The sequence below is a fragment of the Kribbella voronezhensis genome (assembly GCF_004365175.1).
Classification (GTDB): Bacteria; Actinomycetota; Actinomycetes; order Propionibacteriales; family Kribbellaceae; genus Kribbella; species Kribbella voronezhensis.
In genome coordinates, this window is sequence record NZ_SOCE01000001.1 from 1,975,085 (window position 1) to 1,993,792 (window position 18,708).

Annotated in this window: 17 protein-coding genes; 5 read left to right on the plus strand and 12 right to left on the minus strand. The window is 69.3% G+C overall.

The genetic code is table 11. The features are described 5' to 3' along the window. Positions 1 to 47: 47 nt before the first annotated feature. A complete protein-coding gene (locus EV138_RS08830; protein ID WP_202866678.1) occupies positions 48 to 1,877 on the minus strand; it encodes a right-handed parallel beta-helix repeat-containing protein in 1,830 nt (609 codons plus the stop codon). A gap of 130 nt (positions 1,878 to 2,007) precedes the next feature. On the opposite strand from EV138_RS08830, the gene EV138_RS08835 reads away from it, so the two are divergent. The 3 genes from EV138_RS08835 to EV138_RS08845 all read left to right on the plus strand — a co-directional run bounded on the left by EV138_RS08835 (position 2,008) and on the right by EV138_RS08845 (position 4,132). Further along, on the plus strand, positions 2,008 to 3,126 hold the full coding sequence (locus tag EV138_RS08835; protein ID WP_166678534.1) for a sensor histidine kinase: 1,119 nt from the start codon (positions 2,008 to 2,010) through the stop codon (positions 3,124 to 3,126). Beyond that, positions 3,123 to 3,764 (plus strand): response regulator, encoded by a 642-nt coding sequence (locus tag EV138_RS08840; RefSeq protein ID WP_133977910.1) that lies wholly within the window; start codon positions 3,123 to 3,125, stop codon positions 3,762 to 3,764. The genes EV138_RS08835 and EV138_RS08840 overlap by 4 nt, the downstream gene beginning before the upstream one ends. Before the next feature lie 95 nt (positions 3,765 to 3,859). After that, a complete protein-coding gene (locus EV138_RS08845; protein ID WP_112247051.1) occupies positions 3,860 to 4,132 on the plus strand; it encodes a DUF3039 domain-containing protein in 273 nt (90 codons plus the stop codon). Positions 4,133 to 4,158: 26 nt separating this feature from the next. Here EV138_RS08845 and EV138_RS08850 read toward each other — a convergent pair whose 3' ends face one another. Genes EV138_RS08850 through EV138_RS08860 form a run of 3 tightly spaced genes read right to left on the minus strand, consistent with a single transcriptional unit; the run spans position 4,159 to position 6,523 of the window. Next, positions 4,159 to 4,716 (minus strand): YqgE/AlgH family protein, encoded by a 558-nt coding sequence (locus tag EV138_RS08850; RefSeq protein WP_133977911.1) that lies wholly within the window; start codon positions 4,714 to 4,716, stop codon positions 4,159 to 4,161. Further along, positions 4,713 to 5,087, minus strand: a complete 375-nt coding sequence (locus EV138_RS08855; protein ID WP_238158025.1) for a VanZ family protein — start codon at positions 5,085 to 5,087, stop codon at positions 4,713 to 4,715. Before EV138_RS08855 ends, EV138_RS08850 begins: the two co-directional genes overlap by 4 nt. Positions 5,088 to 5,092: 5 nt before the next feature. After that, positions 5,093 to 6,523 (minus strand): NAD-dependent malic enzyme, encoded by a 1,431-nt coding sequence (locus EV138_RS08860; protein ID WP_133977912.1) that lies wholly within the window; start codon positions 6,521 to 6,523, stop codon positions 5,093 to 5,095. A 119-nt stretch (positions 6,524 to 6,642) separates the two neighbouring features. Between EV138_RS08860 and EV138_RS08865 the strand changes: the two genes are divergently transcribed. After that, a complete protein-coding gene (locus EV138_RS08865; protein WP_133977913.1) occupies positions 6,643 to 7,635 on the plus strand; it encodes a LacI family DNA-binding transcriptional regulator in 993 nt (330 codons plus the stop codon). Between the two features lie 421 nt (positions 7,636 to 8,056). Here EV138_RS08865 and EV138_RS08870 read toward each other — a convergent pair whose 3' ends face one another. The 6 genes from EV138_RS08870 to EV138_RS08895 all read right to left on the minus strand — a co-directional run bounded on the left by EV138_RS08870 (position 8,057) and on the right by EV138_RS08895 (position 16,270). Beyond that, complete coding sequence (locus EV138_RS08870) at positions 8,057 to 9,064, minus strand: substrate-binding domain-containing protein (RefSeq protein ID WP_133977914.1); 1,008 nt, start codon at positions 9,062 to 9,064, stop codon at positions 8,057 to 8,059. A 10-nt stretch (positions 9,065 to 9,074) separates the two neighbouring features. Continuing rightward, positions 9,075 to 10,175, minus strand: a complete 1,101-nt coding sequence (locus tag EV138_RS08875; protein ID WP_238158026.1) for an ABC transporter permease — start codon at positions 10,173 to 10,175, stop codon at positions 9,075 to 9,077. Then, positions 10,172 to 11,728 carry a sugar ABC transporter ATP-binding protein gene (locus EV138_RS08880; RefSeq protein WP_133977915.1) on the minus strand — a complete coding sequence of 519 codons (1,557 nt, stop codon included), beginning with the start codon at positions 11,726 to 11,728 and terminating at the stop codon, positions 10,172 to 10,174. Before EV138_RS08880 ends, EV138_RS08875 begins: the two co-directional genes overlap by 4 nt. A gap of 205 nt (positions 11,729 to 11,933) precedes the next feature. Next, positions 11,934 to 13,097: a CaiB/BaiF CoA transferase family protein gene (locus EV138_RS08885; protein WP_133977916.1), complete on the minus strand. Its 1,164-nt coding sequence runs from the start codon at positions 13,095 to 13,097 to the stop codon at positions 11,934 to 11,936. A 163-nt stretch (positions 13,098 to 13,260) separates the two neighbouring features. After that, on the minus strand, positions 13,261 to 14,388 hold the full coding sequence (locus EV138_RS08890) for an alpha/beta fold hydrolase (RefSeq protein ID WP_166678535.1): 1,128 nt from the start codon (positions 14,386 to 14,388) through the stop codon (positions 13,261 to 13,263). A gap of 70 nt (positions 14,389 to 14,458) precedes the next feature. After that, complete coding sequence (locus tag EV138_RS08895; RefSeq protein ID WP_133977917.1) at positions 14,459 to 16,270, minus strand: hypothetical protein; 1,812 nt, start codon at positions 16,268 to 16,270, stop codon at positions 14,459 to 14,461. Between the two features lie 103 nt (positions 16,271 to 16,373). Between EV138_RS08895 and EV138_RS08900 the strand changes: the two genes are divergently transcribed. Then, complete coding sequence (locus tag EV138_RS08900) at positions 16,374 to 17,141, plus strand: MerR family transcriptional regulator (protein WP_133977918.1); 768 nt, start codon at positions 16,374 to 16,376, stop codon at positions 17,139 to 17,141. On the opposite strand, the gene EV138_RS08905 is transcribed toward EV138_RS08900, so the two are convergent. Together EV138_RS08905 and EV138_RS08910 are read right to left on the minus strand one after the other, a co-directional pair. Beyond that, positions 17,138 to 17,332, minus strand: a complete 195-nt coding sequence (locus EV138_RS08905; RefSeq protein WP_133977919.1) for a hypothetical protein — start codon at positions 17,330 to 17,332, stop codon at positions 17,138 to 17,140. The genes EV138_RS08900 and EV138_RS08905 overlap by 4 nt on opposite strands. Further along, positions 17,329 to 18,642 carry a hypothetical protein gene (locus tag EV138_RS08910; RefSeq protein WP_133977920.1) on the minus strand — a complete coding sequence of 438 codons (1,314 nt, stop codon included), beginning with the start codon at positions 18,640 to 18,642 and terminating at the stop codon, positions 17,329 to 17,331. Before EV138_RS08910 ends, EV138_RS08905 begins: the two co-directional genes overlap by 4 nt. Between the last annotated feature and the right edge of the window lie 66 nt (positions 18,643 to 18,708).

Consider the following 18,708-nt stretch of genomic DNA (forward strand, 5'->3'; position numbering starts at 1 on the left):
GTCGACTGTCGGCCGTGCAGGAACGTTACCCGACAACCCCGACAAAATCAGATCGGCCCCGCGGCGGCGACGATCCGGGCGCAGGCGGGAATCAGGGCGCACTCGACAGCGGCGCGGTCCGGTGACAGCAGCCGATTGTGCTCGAAAGTCAGGCCTTGCGGGTCGCCACAGTCGTCGGCAGCGCCGGTCGGCCAGGTGCCCGGGTAGGCACGGCGAGCGATGCCGTCCGGCACGCGGTCGTCCCAGAAGTTGCCGCGGTACCGGATGTCACGCAGGTACGGATCGGCACAGCCGCCGATCGAACCCGGGTACCCGTGGACCACGTTGCGGTCCACCGTGACGTACTCGCTCGTGTCGTCGGTGTAGATCCCGAGGTCGAAGTTCTGTGCGCCCGCATCGGTGACCACGTTCTCGCGGACCAGGGCCCCGTCGGCGTACCCGTCGCCCTGCTTGCCGCGCAGGTAGATCCCGCCGCCGTCCTCGATCACCTGGTTGGTCGCGAAGACCCGGTTGGCCAGGATCCTCGTCCGATGGGACCTGCCGCCGTCCTCCCCGGGTGGCCCGACCAGGATGCCGGTGTACGGGACGTTGTCGACCTGGTTGTGCTCGATGGTCGTGTCGTCGCCGGTGACCAGCCAGATCCCCGATGCGCCGCGGTACTCGACCCCGGTCCGGTGGATCCGGTTGTCCCGCAGGACGACATTCCGGCTGATCCCGGTTCGGTCGGGCAGGACCGCGCCCAGGACCACGCCACCGTCGGAGACATCGGTGAACCGATTGGCCTCGACGAACACGTCCCGTACGCCGCGGGACAGTTCCAGGGCCTGGCCACCGAGCCGCTGGAACCTGTTCCCGGACAGGGTGATGCGCCGGCTGCCGCGGAACGCGACGTTGCCGGGGACCGTCAGCCAGCCGTCGACCGCGGGCCGCCGGTAGTTGCTCCAGGCCGACACGAAGCCGGCCGGTTCACTCGGCGCCAACCAGGTGGCATCGGCGAAAGTCAGGCCGCGGAACGCCACGTCGTGCGTGTGTGCGTCTCCCTCGACCAAGGTCTGCAGGACGGGCGCCACCACCTCGGCCTTCCGCACGTCCTCGCCGGGCAGCGGGTGGTACAGAAGCTTGTCCCGCCGGCGATCGAGGTACCAGGCCCCTGGCTTGGTCAGGAAGCTCGGACTGTTGTCGATCGCGGTCGGAGCAGGCAGCGGTTCCCCGTCCGCTCCGTAGAGCTTGCGGGCCAGAGACCAGCAGGGCTGGTCCATGGTGATCACCGTCTTCCCGCGCATCCGGCGGATCGAGTCCACGCCACACCGCGCGTCGACCCAGAAGGGAAACGTATAGGCGAACTCGATGTCGTCCGGCCGCGACCAAGTGGCCGGGACGGGGCTGGCCAGGACATAGCCGGTCTCCGTCGTTGTCACCTCGCCGGGCAACCCGGCACCGAGCGGCGCCCGGAGTGCGCGGCGCCCATCGACGTACAGCTGTCTGGTCTGGATTCCGCCCGCGGGCGCCTCCCAGATGCCACCGCGGGTCTGGGTCCAGCCGGTGATCACCCGGCCGCCGCTCAGGACGATCTCTTCCTGTCTGAGAGTGCCGTAGCCGAAGGCTTCGTACGTGACGGACGAGGCCGGCTTCAAGGTGTCGCTCAACCGGTACTTGCCGCCCCGCAGGTCGATCACCAACGGCCGGCCGGGTCGAGCTTCCCGCTGCGCGCGCTCGAGGGTCCGGAACGGCCGGGCCGTCGTGCCCGGGTTGCTGTCGTCACCCCAAAGCGCGACGGTGACTCGTCGGGCGGCGGGTGGAGTCGCCGTCGCTGCGGTCACGGGCAGCGCGGCCATCAAGGCCATCGAAATGCCGAGAGTTGCGAGTTGTCGTCTCATGTCCGCCAGCCTCCTGTCGGTGGCGCGAGTCGCCATCGGCCAGAGGAAGACGGACGCCTGCTACTTAAGTGACACTGCGCCCGCCCCGAAGGCCGATCGCGGTCGGCCGTTCCGGGCCTACGCTCGATTCATGGAGACCGAGCCCTGGCACGAGCGGGCGGTGCCCCTCGTCCTGGGGGCTGTGATCGCCGGCTTCGTCGTGGTCGACTACGGCTGGTCCATCGGCATCGGGTTCGCCGCGCTCGTCGCCGGCGTGACCGCTGCCCTGGCCCGCCGGACGGTCTGGCCGCTCCTGGTGGCCGCCGCGGCAGGAACGCTGGTCTTCTCGGTCTGGCCGCTGGTCATGGTCGCTTGCTACTACGTGGCTGTGAGCTCGCCCCGGCCGACCCGGGTGATCGCCACCGGGCTGACCGCGTACGCCGCGCTGGCCGGACTTCCCGTCGTACTCGATGCCTTGGGCAACGACCTGCTGGTCGAGGGGGACCCGGTTCCGGCGTCGCAACTGGTGATCCTCGCGGCTGTGGTCGTCGCGCTGCCGACGATGGCCGGTTTGTGGGTGCGAGCGAGGCGACAGCTTGCGGCGGGTCTGGTGGAGCAGGCGGCTCAGCGGGAGCGGGAGCGGCGGGCCCTGGCCGCACGGGCCAGCTCGGCCGAGCGGGCCGGCCTGGCTCGGGAGATGCATGACGTCGTGGCACACAAGGTCGCGCTGATGGTGGTTCATGCCGGCGCTTTGGAAGTCCAGCCGCCCGACCGTACGACGGCGGAGGCGGCCGCCTTGATCAGGTCCACCGGCCGTGAGGCGCTGGCCGGCCTCCGGGAGGTGGTCGAGGTACTGCGAACTCCGAACGAATCCGCCGCCGTGCTCGGTCCGCCGCCGTCGCTGGTCGACCTGGACTCCCTCCTGGAGTCGTCCCGGGCAACCGGGTTGGTGGTCCGGCGGTACGACCTCGGCGAGCCGGTGCGGGTGTCCGACACATCTCAGCGCGTCCTGTACCGCGTGACCCAGGAGGCGCTGACCAACGTCCACAAACATGCGCCCGGCGCCGAGGTGGAGGTCACCCTCGGCTACTACGGGGACGCCGTCGAGGTCGTCATCTCGAACACGGGCGGTACGTCGACGAGCGTGGCCGCCGGTTCGGGGTACGGCTTGCTGGGGTTGCGGGAACGGGTCGCGCTGGTCGACGGCGTACTGACCGCGGGGCCGGCCGGCGACGGGTTCGTCGTCCGGGCCCGGGTGCCGTTGCGATGATCCGGCTGGTGCTGGCCGATGACGAACACCTGATCCGGTCCGGGCTGCGGCGGATTCTCGAGGCGGCCCCGGACCTCGGTGTCGTCGCGGAGGCCGCCGACGGGGACGAGGCGGTCGCCGCCGTTCGCAGGCACCGTCCGGACGTGATCCTTCTCGACGTCCGGATGCCCCGCCTCGACGGCCTGGCCGCGGCAGCCCGGATCACCGCGGAACCGGATCCGCCCAAGGTGGTCATGCTCACCACGTACGACCTCGACGAATACGTCCACCGTGCGCTGCGCGTGGGCGCGGTCGGCTTCCTGATGAAGGACACCCCGCCGACCGAACTCGCCGCTGCCGTCCGCGTGGTCCACGACGGCCAGGCGATGCTCGCGCCCGCGGTGACCCGCCGGCTGCTGGACGAGTTCGCCGAACGGACCGACTCCGCGCAGGCTCGCCGCCGCCTGACCGTGGTGACCGACCGTGAACTGGAGGTGATGAAAGCGGTCGGCCGCGGCCTGTCCAACGCCGAGATCGGCCGCGAACTCGGCATGCGCGAGACCACCGTCAAGGCGCATGTCAGCCGTGCCCTGGCCAAGCTCGGACTCACCAACCGGGTCCAGGCCGCCCTGCTCGTCCGCGACGCCCGGCTCGGCTGATCGCCGGGCGTCGCTTGTGATGGCCTGTGATCGCCTGTGATCGCCTGGGGAGAAACTTCGGGAGTCGGGCGCGCGGGCCGCCTACACTCGGGGGCATGAGTACTCAGTTGAGCCCCGGCGCGGAGACGGTCGTCGACGAGCGCACCAAGCCGCAGTTGGACGAGGGCGATCACGAGCGGTTCTCGCACTACGTGCCGAAGGACAAGCTGACCGAGGCGATGGTGATGGGCACCCCGGTGGTCGCCCTGTGCGGCAAGGTGTGGGTGCCGAGCCGCGACCCGCAGCGGTTCCCGGTCTGCCCGGAGTGCAAGGAGATCTGGGATTCGCTCAACCCCGACGACGAGGGTGGCGACGGCGGCGAGGAGTAGCCCGACGGACGGCGTACGCGGGCGGCTCAGTTCTGGGTCGGGTCGTCCGGGTACGTCGCGAGGTAGGCCATCTGGTCGCGCTGGCGGTGCAGGACGCGCCGCCACAACCCCTCGGGTTGCAGGCTGAACACGTCGTCGGGCTCGGACGGTACGACGTACCAGGCGCCCTCGGTGATCTCGCCCTCCAGCTGACCGCTGCTCCAGCCCGCGTATCCGGCGAAGATCCGCATCCGCTGGATCGCCCCTTCGAGCAGCGCCGGCGGGACGTCGAGGTCGATCAAGCCGATCCGGCCGAAGCACTCCCGCCAGCCCGGCGGGTCGGCGGACTCGATCACCTCGGCGACCGCGAGCGCGCTGTCGGTACCGACCGGACCGCCCATGAACAGGACGCCCGGCTCGGTCACGGTCGTCGACCAGTCGGACAGCACGCGCTCGACCTCCAGGTCGGCAGCGCGGTTCACCACCACCCCGAGTGCGCCGTCTTCGTCGTGATCCAGCAGCAGGATCACCGAGCGGCGGAAGGGCGGCTCGTCGAGCAGCGGTGTCGCTATCAGCAGCGAACCGGTCAGGGTCGAGGCCGTCATGGTTCCATCATGTCGTGCCCGGCAACCTTTTTGGACCGCAGGACCCGGAAGCCGAGCCAGGCCCCCAGCGCGACGCCGGCCAGATCGGCCACCGAGTCGAGCGGATCGCCACTGCGATCCGGCAGCAGGAAGTGCTGGACGAGCTCGCTGACCACGGCGTTGGCGACCAGTGCTCCGAGCAGCCAGCGAGACGGTACGCCGACGCGCAGGCCGAGGAAGGCGACCGAGCCGAACAGCAACAGATGGGCGAGCTTGTCGGCCTCCGGGAAAGTGACCTGAGGACCGGCCTGCTCCGGCGAGTACACGCCGTACAGGTGGAGCAGGCAGGCCAGCACGAAGCCGACCCGCCACAAGAGTTCTGCCCGGCCCACCCGCATTACAGCGCGGGTGAGTCGTCCGGGAACTGCTCGGCGGCCGGAGCCTTGCCCCCGGCTGCGTCCCGTACGGCGTGGGCCACCATCGTGTGCACCTCGGGGTGGAACACGCTCGGCACGATGTAGTCCGCGTTCAGTTCGTCGTCGGTGACGACGCCGGCCAGCGCCTTGGCCGCCGCCAGCTCCATCTCGATCGAGACCTTGGACGACTGCGCGTCCAGCAGGCCCCGGAAGACACCGGGGAAGACCAGGACGTTGTTGATCTGGTTCGGGAAGTCGCTCCGGCCGGTCGCGACGACGGCCGCGTGCTCGTGCGCGGCGGCCGGGTCGACCTCGGGGTCGGGGTTGGCCAGCGCGAAGACGATCGAGTTCTCGTTCATCGTGGCGATGTCGTCGCCGGTGAGGATGTTCGGCGCGGACACCCCGATGAACACGTCGGCTCCGTTGAGCGCACCCTTCAGGTCTCCGCTGTACTTCGCGATGTTGGTGTTCTCCGCGATCCAGCGCAGCTCCGGCGACAACCCGTCGCGCTCGAGGTGGATGACACCGGCGACGTCGGCCACGATCGTGTCCTTCACCCCGGCCGCGATCAGCAACTTGAGGATCGCCGTACCGGCCGCGCCGGCGCCGGACAGCACGATCCGGACCTCGCTGATGTCCTTGCCGACCACCCGCAACGCGTTGAACAACGCGGCCAGGACGACGATCGCCGTACCGTGCTGGTCGTCGTGGAAGACCGGGATGTCGAGCTCCTCGCGCAGCCGGGCCTCGATCTCGAAGCAGCGCGGCGCGGAGATGTCCTCCAGGTTGATGCCCGCGAAGCCGGGGGCGATCGCCTTCACGATCTGCACGATCGCATCCGGGTCCTGGGTGTCCAGGCACAGCGGCCAGGCGTCGATCCCGGCGAACCGCTTGAACAGCGCGGCCTTGCCCTCCATCACCGGCAGCGCGGCCTTCGGGCCGATGTTGCCCAGACCGAGGACGGCGGAACCGTCGGTGACCACCGCGACGCTGTTGCGCTTGATTGTCAGCCGGCGGGCGTCGTCGGGGTTGGCCGCGATCGCGAGGCAGACCCGGGCCACACCGGGGGTGTAGATCATCGAGAGGTCGTCGCGGTTGCGGATCGGGTGCTTGGCCTCCATCGAGATCTTGCCGCCGAGGTGCATCAGGAAGGTCCGGTCGGAGACCCGGCCGATCTCAACCCCGGGCACCGCGCGCATCGCCTCGACCAGCCGGCCGGCGTGCTCGGTGTCCGCGGCCGCACAGGTCACGTCGATCCGGAGCCGCTCGTGGCCGGACGCGGTCACGTCGAGCGCGGTGACGAGGCCGCCGGCCTGCTCGACCGCGGTCGTCAGTTTGCTCACCGTCGAGCCACCCGCGGGGACCTCGAGGCGGACGGTGATGGAGTAGGAAACACTCGGCAAGGCAGTCACGCCCGCGATCTTCTCACGTCCGCACCGGCGGCCGGAGGTTCCGTACGTTGCGTCCACTCGCACTCACTGGGTAATCCATTACCCGCCCGCTAGGGTGGCCCCAGGCGAAGGGAGGCGCGGTGGCACGGATCAGCGATGTCGCGGCCCGGGCAGGGGTTTCGACGGCCACCGTGTCGCGGGCCCTGAACGGCAAGTCCACGGTCGACCGCGAACTGGTCGCGAGGGTGCAGAAGGCCGCCGACGAACTCGGCTACCAGCCGAACGGCCCGGCCCGGAACCTGCGCCGTCAGGAGGCCGCCGTGGTCGCGCTGATCATCTCCGACGTGGAGAACCCGTTCTTCACCGCGATCGCGCGCGGAGTCGAGGACGTCGCCCACGAGGTCGGCTACTCGGTGGTGCTCTGCAACTCCGACGAGAGCGCGGAGAAGGAGAACCGCTACATCGACATCGCGATCCAGGAGCGGGTCGCCGGCGTCATCCTGTCCCCCACCGCCACGACGTCGTCGGTCGGCAAGCTGGCGGATCGCGGTACGGCGTTCGTCGCCGTCGACCGGCCGCTGCCCTCCCAGGAGAGCGATGTCGTCCTCGTCGACACCCGACTCGCCGCTCGCCAGGCCACCGCGCACCTCGTTGCCCAGGGCTACGAACGCATCGGGTGCATCACGGGCCCTGTCGGAGTCCGTACCGCGGACGACTGGCTCGCGGGGTACCGGGATGCACTGAAATCCGCGAAGCGGCGCAGTACGACGAAGCTGGTGCGGCGTACGGAGTACAAGGCAACCGGCGCCTACCGGGCCGCCGTGGAACTACTGGGTCAGGTTGAGCCGCCGGATGCGTTGCTGATCGCCAACAGCGCGATGGCAGTCGGCGTACTGCGTGCGCTCCAGGAGCACGGGATTCGCCCGGGCCGAGACGTCGGCCTCGTCGCCTTCGACGACGCCCCGTGGGCCGAGCTCGTGGACCCACCTCTGTCGGTCGTCGCCCAACCGGCGTACGAAATCGGCACCGTCGCCGCGAGGTTGCTGTTGGCAAGAATCACCGACAACACCCGCCCACCGTCAACCACCACACTGGGCGCCCGCTTGATAGAACGCGGGAGCTCGCGGAGGTAACCCGCCCACGCGGCTCCTGCGTCGCCGCTCCCCACCCCCAGCTACGGCGCTCCTTCGTCGCACCTCCGCTGCCTTGGTCAGCGACCGTGCGTTGCTGCGAAGCCGGCTTCACGGTCCTCGCCATCGGTTCCGCCTAGCCGAGACCGGGTTGCCTCAGCATCTGCAGCTGGTTGAGCTTCCAGCTCCCGCAAAGGCGTGACCGCCGCCGACTCAGAGCTGTTGCGTCAGAAGATAGGGCAGGCGCTTACGGGTGACCGATCTGAGCAAGAGCAGATTGCTATCCGCGCAGGCGTCCGCCCGCCACGCAGTTCCGGCCGTCGCCCTCCGCTCCGAGCGAGGCAGCGGAGGGCGACGAAGGAGCGCCGTAGCTGGGGGGTGGGGAGCAGCGACGCAGAAGCTGCGTGGGCGGAGTACCAGCTCATCACCCGTTCGGGTTCTCCTCGGCGTAGATCTGGGTTGCGTTGGACTTGTCGATGAGGCGGGTGTGGAGGGTCTGGGTCTTTTCGATGGTCCCGCAATCAACCAGCAGCTTCTTGGCGGCGGCGATGGCTTCCTTGCCGTTGGTCGGGTAGGTGAAGGTGGCGCTCAGCCGGCCCTGCTCGACTGCCTTGATGCCGCCGGACGGGATCGGCAGGGCGTCGATGCCGGTGAACTTCATCTCCTTCTCGCGGCCGACCGCCTTGGCGGCCAGGTAGGCGCCTTCGGCCATCGGGTCGTTGTGGGAGTAGACGACGTCGATCTTCGGGTTGGCCTTCAGGAGCGCGTCCATCTGCGCCTGACCCTTCTCCCGCAGCCAGTCGCCACTCGCGGCCGCGATCACCTTGACCTTCGGGTTCTCCTTGATCCCCGCCAGGAAGCCCTCGTGCCGCTCGGCCTGCGGGGTGGCGCCGGCCAGGCCCTTCAATTCGACCACATTACCGCCGTTCGGCAGCAGCTTCTCGGCGATGTACTTGCCGGCCTGGGTGCCGATCTCGACGTTGTCGCCGCCGATGAAGCCGGTGTACACGTCACCCTCGACCTTGCGGTCCAGCACCAGCACCGGGATGCCCTTGTCGTACGCCTTCTTCACCACCGCGGTCAGCGGCTTGGCCTCGTTCGGGCTGATGATCAGCAGGTCGACCTGTTGGGTGATGTAGTTCTCCACATCGGCCACCTGCTTGGCGTTGTCCTGTGCCGCGTCGGCGAACTTCACCTCGAACTGCGGCACGTCCTTCGCCGCGGCCTTGATGTCGTCGTCCATCCGCTGCCGGTACGGTTCGGCGACGTTCGCCTGGCTCATCCCGATCACATACTTGCCGTCGGCACCTTTGCATTTCTTGGAGCTGGCGGCCTGCGGGTTGTCGGACGTGCGTTCGTTGGTGGTCCCGCAGCCGGCCAGCACGAGGGCGAGGACGGCCGCGGCGGCCAGGGGCAGGTTCAGGTTTCGCATGACGAGCCTTTCAGGAAGTGGGGCGGAGTCGCTGCAGCGCGGCCGCGGCGACGATCACGAGTCCCTTGATCAGCAGCTGGATGTTGGAGTCGATGTTGTTCAGGGCAAGGATGTTGTTCAGTACGCCGAGGAGCAGCGCGCCGGCCACCGTTCCGGCGACGGACCCGCGCCCGCCGGCCAGACTGGTGCCACCGATCACCACCGCGGCGATCGCGTCGAGCTCGTACCCCTGACCGTCGTTCGGGCTGCCCTGGTTGAGCTGGACGGCGTGCACGATGCCGGCCAACGCCGCGAGCAGCCCGCAGATCGCGAAGACGGCGACCTTCACCCGAACCACCGGTACGCCGGACAGCCGGGCCGCCTTCTCATTACCTCCCACGGCATACAGATGACGGGAGAAGGCGCTCACCCGCAGGAACACCACGGCCGCGATCGCGACGACGGCGAAGATCAGTACCGGAATCGGGACCAGCCCGCCGAACGTCCGCTCGCCCAGGACGGCGAAGGAGTCCGGCGCCTCGTGCGGACCGTTGCCATAGGCAATCGCAATGCCCTGCCCGTCGGACCAGATCCGGGCCAGTCCCCTGGCTATCTGCAAGCCGGCCAGCGTCACGATGAACGACTGGATCCCGATCATTGCCGTCGCAATCCCTTGCAGAGCGCCGAAAACCAGGCCGACGGCAAGCACCAGAACGACGGACGGGATGAGACCCCAGTCGCTCTCGACCATCAGCACCGCCGAGCCGACCGCGGCCAGGCCGAGGACCGCGCCGACGGACAGGTCGATCCCGCCGATCAGGATCACGAACGTCATCCCGACCGCGATGATGCCGATCTCCGAGACCGCCCGGACGACGTTCGCCAGGTTGTCCGCGCTGACGAAGAGGATCTCGCCGTCGCGCCGGGGCGAGAAGATGATCGCCGCGACAAACACAGCCAGCAGCCCGAACACACTCTGGAACCGGAACAGCGACGCGACCACGCCACCAGAACTCTCCGCGATCGCCGTCGGCGCGGCCCCGGCTCCGGCTCCGGGCTCAGCCGCCGACCGCTCCCCGACAACCTCGACAGACCGCTCGTCGGTTACCGGCTTGCCTTGTGCGTTTGTCACTGCGACCCTCCGACCTCTTCGAACACAGCGCTCTCTCCCATCGCGGCAGCGAGCAGATCCCCTTCGCCCGAATCCGCGGTACTGAACGACGCCACGTCGCGACCGTCCCGCAGTACGACGACCCGGTCGCAGACGCCGACCAGTTCGGGCAGTTCCGACGATGCGAGCAGTACGCCGATCCCCTGGCCGGCCAGTTCGCCCAGCAGGCGGTAGATCTCGGCCTTCGCGCCGATGTCGACCCCGCGGGTCGGTTCGTCGAGCAGGAGCAGCCTCGGCTCGGTCAGCAACATCCGCCCGAAGACGACCTTCTGCTGGTTCCCGCCCGACAAGGTCCCGACGTCGTCCTGCAGCCGCCCGAACTTCAGCCGCAACCGATCCGCCATCCGCACCGACGCCGCCCGCTCCAGGCGACGCGCGATCACCCCCAACCGCCCGTACGCCGGCAGGCTCGACACCACCGTGTTCGCCAGGATCGAGTGGAAGAGCACCAAGCCCGAAGCTCGCCGGTCCTCGGGGACGAACCCGATCCCGTTGCTCAGAGCGTGCCGTGGTCCGCGAGGCTGGATCTCCTTGCCTTGCAGGACGATCCGCCCCGAACGCACCCCGCCCGGCGCCACGCCGTACAGGGTCTCGAGCAGCTCGGTCCGGCCGGCGCCGAGCAATCCGGCCAGACCGACGATCTCGCCGGCGCGCACCGACAAGGAGATGCCGTCGGGGTCGCGCCGGCCGGGGCGGGGGCGGCGCGGCTTGATCGCGAGGTTCTCGACGCGGAGGAGTTCGTCGCCCGTGGCGGCGTCGGGTGTGGTGAACATGGTCTGCACCGGGCGACCGACCATCGCCTCGACGACCTCGGCGGTGGTCAGCTTGCGCGGGTCGAAGCTGGCGACGAACTGTCCGTTGCGCAGTACGGTCGCGCGATCGGCGACCTGGGCGATCTCCTCCATCCGGTGCGAGATGTAGACGATGCCGACGCCGCCGCGGCGCAGTTCGCGGATCACCACGAAGAGGCGCTCGACCTCGGTGGTGGTGAGTGCCGAGGTCGGCTCGTCCATGATCAGTACTCGCGCGTCGAGCGAGATCGCCTTGGCGATGGTGACGAGTTGCTGTTCGCCGACGCGCAACTCACCGACCGGGCGGCGGGGATCGAGGTGAACGCCGCTGGGTTCGAGCAGCGCGCGCGCTTCGCGTTCCATCCGGCGGCGATCGACCGTCCGCCGGCGGGTGCGGAGCTCGCGGCCGAGGAAGATGTTGTCGGCGACCGACAGGCCGGGGACCAGGTCGAGCTCCTGGTGGATCATCGCGATCCCCCGGGCCTGCGCGTCGGTGGGACCGGCGAAGGTGACCGGTTGGCCGTCGAGCTCGATCCGGCCGTCGTAGTCGGTGACGTCGCCGGACAGGATCTTCATCAGCGTGCTCTTGCCGGCGCCGTTCTCGCCCAGCAACGCGTGCACCTCGCCCGCGCCCAGGCTGAAGTCGATCTCCCGGCAGGCGTGAACGCCGCCGTATCGCTTGCCGATCCCCGACATCCGGACCAGCGCGGCGACCTCGGCCATGACACCTCCGCGATCGGGCGAGTAATCGATTTCCCGGACGCTAGACCTGTGCTCCGCGACCCGTCAACCCCCTGACCCCCACCCGACCCCTTGATCGAGACCAGCCAACCGCTTGCGCAGTCTCGACCCGCACCGAGCCTAGGCGGGGCCACCCGCCTCCCGGCAGCTTTTCGACCACGGTGGAAAGGCTGGACCGCCGGCAGGCTCAGGCGTCTTCGTCCAGCCAGGCCTGGACGGCGGCGGTGTGTTCACCCAGGCGCGGCGGGGGAAGGTTGGTTTCGCGCGCACCGGCGTACGGGTTGTCGTCGAAGCGCAACGGTGGGCCAGGGAGCTGGATCCGGCCGAGGGTCGGATGGTCGACGTCGATGAGCAAGCCTTGCGAGCGCGTTTGTTCCCACTCGTACACCTGCTGGAAATCGCGCACCTTCCCCGCTGGAATCCCGACCGCCGCGAGCCGCTCGAGCCATACATCGGCCGACTCGGCGGCGAACGCGGCCTCGATCGCCGCCGTCAGCTCATCGCGATGCGCCACCCGGGAAGAGTTGACCGCGAACCGCGGATCGGCCGGATCGAGCCCGACCAGCGGCGCGAACGTCCGCCACTGCCCCTCGCTACCGACCGCGACCTGCACGATGTCGTCGCGCGTGCGATACATCCCGTACGGCGCGATCTGCGCGTGGTGGTTCCCCACCCGCTCCGGCAACTCTCCCGCGACCGTCCACTTCGTCCCGTGAAACGCGTGCACTCCCACCACGGACGCCAGCAGACTGGTCCGAACGACTCGGCCTTTGCCGGTGATGTCGCGCTCGTGCAACGCGGCGAGCACCCCGTAGGCGCCGTACATCCCCGCGAGCAGATCCGCGATCGGCACCCCGACCTTGGTCGGTTCGACCGCGCCGGTGATGCTCATCAGCCCGCCTTCACCCTGCGCGATCTGGTCGTACCCGGCCCGCCCACCATCCGGCCCGTCGTGCCCGAACCCGGTGATCGACAAGATCACCAGCGCCGGATTCAGCTCGTGCAACCGCTCGTTGGAGAATCCGAGCCGATCCAGCACCCCCGGCCGGAAGTTCTCCACCAGTACGTCGGCCCGCCGTACCAGCCTGGTCAGGAACTCCTTGCCCTCGACCGACTTCAGATCGGCGGTGACGGACTCCTTGTTCCGGTTCGCCGACAGGAAGTACGTCGACTCCCGCTCGTCCTCCGCCCCGGCGAACGGCGGCCCCCACCCACGACTGTCGTCACCCCCGGCCGGCGTCTCGACCTTGATCACCCGCGCCCCGAGATCCCCCAGCATCATCGCCGCCTGCGGCCCCGCCAACGCCCGGGTGAGATCGACGACCACAAGATCCGAGAGGAGGTTCTGCACCCCGCCAGCCTAGGGGCTCGGCCCCGGATCGTCGGTGGTGCGCATCACGGCGGACCGCCAGGCCATCAGTACTCGCCGCGCTCGCCCGGCGCCCGGCGGGCGAGCGTCGGGGGGAGGCACAGAAACCGGCTTACTGATGGCCTGGGGGTCCGCCCCTACCCAGTCAGAGCTCCCGGGCCTTCCGGGCGAGCGACGCGAGGCGGTGGGTGACGTCTCGGGGGCGTTCCTGCATGAGCATGTGGCCGGCGCCGGGGTACATCCACAGCCGCGCGCTCGGGAGCAGTTCGGCCATCCGGTTCGCGTGCCGTGGCGGAAGCAGGCGGTCGCGGGTGCCGTGCATGATCTCGACCGGGATGTCCGACAGCACGTCCAGCGCGTGCCCGAGGTCGTGCTGAGTGATCGCCTCGAAAAAGCCGCTGTACGAACGGCCAGGCGTCGCCGCCAGATCCGCCAGCAGGATGTCGACCTCGGCCGGATCGACCTTCTTCCCGAACACCAGCCGCCGAACCGCAGGCCGCCGCAACCCCGGCCCGAGCTCCCGCAACAACGCCCGTACTGCGCGCTGCCGCGTCTCCGCCTCCACCGCCGCGGCAGTCTCCGCCGCGGCAGCCTCCACCGCCGCGGCAGCCTCCACCGCCTCGGCAGTCTCCGCTGCGGCAGTCTCCGCCTCGGCGGTCTCCGCTGCGGCGGTCTCCGCTGCGGCGACGCCGGCTTCGGCGACTTCCGCAGCGCCCCGGGCAGTCGCCGTACGCCGTTGCGCGCGACGTTCCATCCGCTCGCCGGCCAACTGCATCGCGCGTGGGGCAACCACGGCCGCGGCGCCGTCGAAGCGGGCCGGCAGTCCGAAGGCCCGGGACGAGATCTGGCCCGACGACGTGCTCACCAGCGCCGCCGCCTTGATCCGCGAGCCGAACAACTCCGGTCGCTGATCGGCCAGCGCCATCAACGTCATCCCACCCATCGAGTGCCCGGCGTAAACCACCGGCCCCTCACCCACGACGGAGTCCAGCACCGCGAGAAAGTCGTCCGCCAGCTGGGAGATCCGCGTCGACCCGACCGGCGCGGCCTCGGACCGTCCATGTCCTCGATGGTCGTAGGCCACCACTCGTACGGCGGACGGCCCCAGCACCTGCGGCAGCCCGCTCAACTGGTGATGCCAACTCCGCACCGAACAAGTCCACCCATGCACCAACACGACCGTCACCGGTGCGTCCGGCGAACCAGTGCTCTCAACATGCAACCGGACCCCGTCGGGCGTGACCACCCGGGTCCGCTCAGCCTGAATCGTCATAACTCCACCACCTTACGAGCAACGGCGGCCGGGACGTCCCCTGCGAGCCCCGAACCGCCGCTGCCCGGTCTCACGCGGTCTCCTTCTCACGCTTGTTGCCTTGCGCAAGCAAATGCGCGGCGCGGAGCCGTCCACCGCGAGCTCCACGACCCACCAGCCAAGCGATCCCGGCGATCTCCAACGACCCGACCACGGCGAGCAGCGCGTAGCCGCCGTTCCACATCCACCGCGGTACGTCGGTCCGCTCCTCGCGCCGCAGCACCTGTTGCTCGCCGATGAAATCGACCTTCTGTCCGTCCGACACCTGCACCGCAGGCTTCTCGATCTTGGCATCCTCGGGCGCGTAGACCCACATCGCCACCAGGTCCCGCGGACCCTGGTGCAACCGCACCATCGACTTCCACTTCCCGTACATCGGCAGCGGACCCGCCGACCGATAGGTGCCCTCGGCAATCTTCTTCATCGGGTGCGTCGTCGACCCGCCGCCCTGCCAGGCCAGCGCCTGGAACCAGCGCGCGCCATCAGCGGCGTCGGCAGGGTCCAGCTTCACCGTCACGTACGCCGTGGGCTCGGCGCCGGTCGCCACTCGCTCCAGCGAGACCGTCGCACTCACCCCCGGATTCGCCGAACGCGGCACACAGAAGAACAGAGTCGCGACGACCATCACCAGCCCGAGCGCGCCGAGTTGGTGCGTACGACGTACCGGAGGTGTCTCGCGGACCTCGCCGGCCACCTCGGCGTACCGGGTGGCGAGCCAGGCACCCAGGAGACCCGCGCCGATCCCCGTGACCACGCCGAACCCGAGGGCCGGCGGAATCATCGAGGCCGGCCAGTGGATCGGCATCCAGACCTGGCTCCACCAGAACTCGACCAGGACGCCGACCGTGCCGATCAGAGCGCCGGCGACGGCGCCGAGCCGGAAGCGGTTCTTGTTGCCCAAGGCAAAGGCGACGAGCTCGACCAGCGTCGCCTCAGCGATCAGCAGTGGGAAGTGGCCGAGGATCTCCCCGAGCGGCTGGTTCACTGCCCAGGCGATCGCGCCGCGGATGACGAGAAACACGGCGAGCGCGGCGTACGCCGTACCGGGGCCGCGCCGGGCGCGCAGCAGCGTGAACGCGAGCGCCGCGCCGAAGACGATCAGGATCGGCTGCAAAATCAGGGGAAACTGCGGGACGCCGTAGTTGAACTCGGTGCTGAACAGGTCCCAGGCGATCAGCAAGGCGCCGACGGCAACGATCTCCTGGATCCGGCGACGCACGTTCAGGCCGGCCAACTGCTCGACCTCGGCGGAGGCGAGCAACCGGGCGAAGATCGAGAACACGACGCCGCCGATCATCAGCAGGTGCGTCGGACCCCACAGCGTGACATCCTCACCGAACAGCCGGTGCCACAGGTCGTCCAAGGGGAACCCGACCAGCGCGAACGTGCCACAGACCGTGACGAGCGCGGCGCTGCACGGGATCCGCCAGCCCTTGGTGAGCTTGATCGTCCGCGCGGGCAGCGGCTTACGGGCGAGTGCGATCGGCAGTACGCCGGAGATGATCACGCCGAGGATGCCGAAGAAGATCGGGTAGTGCGCCGGCGTACCGAACGGGCCGGTGTCGCGGCCCTTGTCGATGTGCACGGCGATGTCCCACCAGACACCGAAGGCGCAGGCCAGCAGCGAGACGGCATGCAGGTACGGCGTCAACGCAGCCCATCGAGGGACTCCGTCCAGTCTCCCCACGGTGTCCGCGAGACGCCCTACCAGCGTGACCCGGCCGGTGCGTTCCCGCCACAGCAGCACGGCGAGTGCCAGGTACATCAGGGACACCAGGCCGGTGACGATCGCGATCTGGCCGAACGTCGCGGTTCCGGTCGAGGCCGCCAGTGGGACGGTCATTCGGCACTCCCTGGGTTCGATCGGCTGCGAATCACCCGCATCGCATATGTCATGAGCGATGTTACATAAGATATGTAACGTGGAGTCTGGAAGACTGTCAAGGGTGGGAGGACAGCAGCCGGCCGAGCCGGCCACCGAAGAGCTCACCATCGACCAGCTCGCCGCGAAGGTGGGCATGACGGTGCGCAACGTCCGCGCGTACGCCGGCCGCGGGCTGATCCCGCCGCCCCGGCTGGCCGGCCGCACCGGGTACTACGGCGCCGACCATGTGGCCAGGCTCACGCTGGTCCGCGAACTGCTCGACAAGGGCTACACCCTGGCCGCGGTCGAACGGATGATGAGCGAACTCCCCGACGGCGCGCTCGCCCTCGGCGTCTTCGAGACGCTGGTCAGCCCGTGGACGCCGACCGAGCCGGAAGTCATCACCGAGCAGCAACTGGCTGAGCGGGCCGGTATCCCGCACAACCCCGAGACCATCGCCAAGCTGGTCGAGCTGGGCATCGCCGAGCGGCAGGACGACGGTCGGCTCCGGATCCCGAACCCGGATCTGCTCCGCACCGGCCTCGAGGTGATCAAGCTCGGCGTCCCGCTGGACGCGATCTTCGAGATGCTGCCGAAACTGCTCGACCACGCGGACGCGGTGGCGAAGATCTACGTCGAACTGTTCCGCAGTACGGTCTGGCGCCAGTTCGCCGACGCCGGCCTGCCGGCCGAGGGATGGCCGGAGATCCAGCGCACTCTCGAAGGCATCATCCCGCTGGCCGGCCAGGCCCTGGTCGCCGCCTTCCGCGAAGCAATGGGCCGCGAAATCGAAGCCGTCGCCTACGAAGAACTCGGCGTCGCCCCCGACACCCTGCCCTCCACCGGCTAAGCGCCGGCGGCCGCAGTGACATCCGTCGCGCCGGGACCGGCGAGGTCGCCGACGTCGCCATCCCAGTCGTCTTCGTCGTCGGTGGACTCGGCTTCGTTGCGGCGGGCGATGCGGACGAAGGCGATGATGAGCAGGATCGGTCCGAGGAACATCGCCGTTTCGGGGATACCGCCCAGGTGCAACGCGATCATGAGGCCGTCACCAGCGCGATCCCGCCGGCGGTGAAGGCGACCATCGCGGCCAGCATCGGGTACTGCGCACGTCGCAGCTGACGACGCCGGAAGAGCTGAGCGGCGCGATCGTGAGCGGCCACCACCCCGACTACGTGGCCGAGCACGATCGCGCCGATCTGCACCGCGGCGATCAGACCGGTTCCCAGGAACGCATAGTCGATCTGCGTCCCCTTGATCCCGAGAAGATCCCAGCCACGGCCGAACGGATCCGACGCCAGCAGGACGCCCGCCTGCCCCTGGAACACCGCGAACGAAAAGTAGTGCGCCACCGCGTACCCGATCGCAATCGGCACCAGCGAGTGCACGAACGCGTCGGGCAGCCCGGCATTGCCGAGCGCGCCCGGCCGCACCGTCGAAGTACCAGTGGATCGCGCCGCCAACAGGAACAGGCCGGACACGACCGCGACAGAGATGACCAGGCCGAAGGTGTAGGCGACGAGATGGCCGGTGTGGCCGAGTTGGCCGGTGCGGCTTGTCCAGGCGGACCATCTGCTGATGCCGTCGAAGGCGGTGGAACCGAGCAACAGGCACAGGAGTGCGACGACGCCCGGCTGCTGCGGGATCGTGGCCAGCCCCGCGAGCGGATTACGCAGTACGAGTTGGCGCTGGTCGTTGCGGCCGAGAGGGCTCAGCTTGGCGAGCACCTCGGCGTACACCTCGAAGCTGTCGCCGATCGCGAACCAGCGCGGGCCAAAGAGGATGCCTGCGACAACGTTCGCCAGAGCGTAGGCGGTCACGAAGATCGCGACGACTCGTGGCTCCGAGCCGTCCGGGTAGACGAGTTCGAGCCAGAGGAACGCGGCCAGCCCAGCGACAGCCGGCCAGTACGCGATGCCTCTTGGCAGCTGCCGGTACGCCGTACGCGGTACCGCCGTCGCCAAGGTGCGGAGCGGGTTGGCGAGTCGCCAGATCGGGCCGAAGAGCAGTGAGAGCGGGATGATGCCGACCCAGCTCCACACGTAGAACCAGGTCGGCGCCGGGTTCAGCGATGGGTCGGTGCTGCCGAACCAAGCGGTCGCGAGCAACAGCGCGAGCGCCACGAGACCGATTGCCTTGAGCAACCACCTGACCGGCCGCGCGTCGACGATCACGGTCAGCCGGGCGAGCGTCGTACCGGCGGGTCGACCGGCCTGCTCGAAGCGTGGGCGGGTCCAGAAGGCAGCAAGGGCGAAGAAGGACACTGCCACGGCCGCGCCCGCCGAGTACACGGCCAGCCACAGCGGGACCGGGAGGTCGCCCCGGCCGCCGATGCCGTGCAGCGGGATCATCGGCGCACCCCTTCGATCAGGTATCTGACCGATCGAATGTAACACGACTGATGTCACATAGCGAGG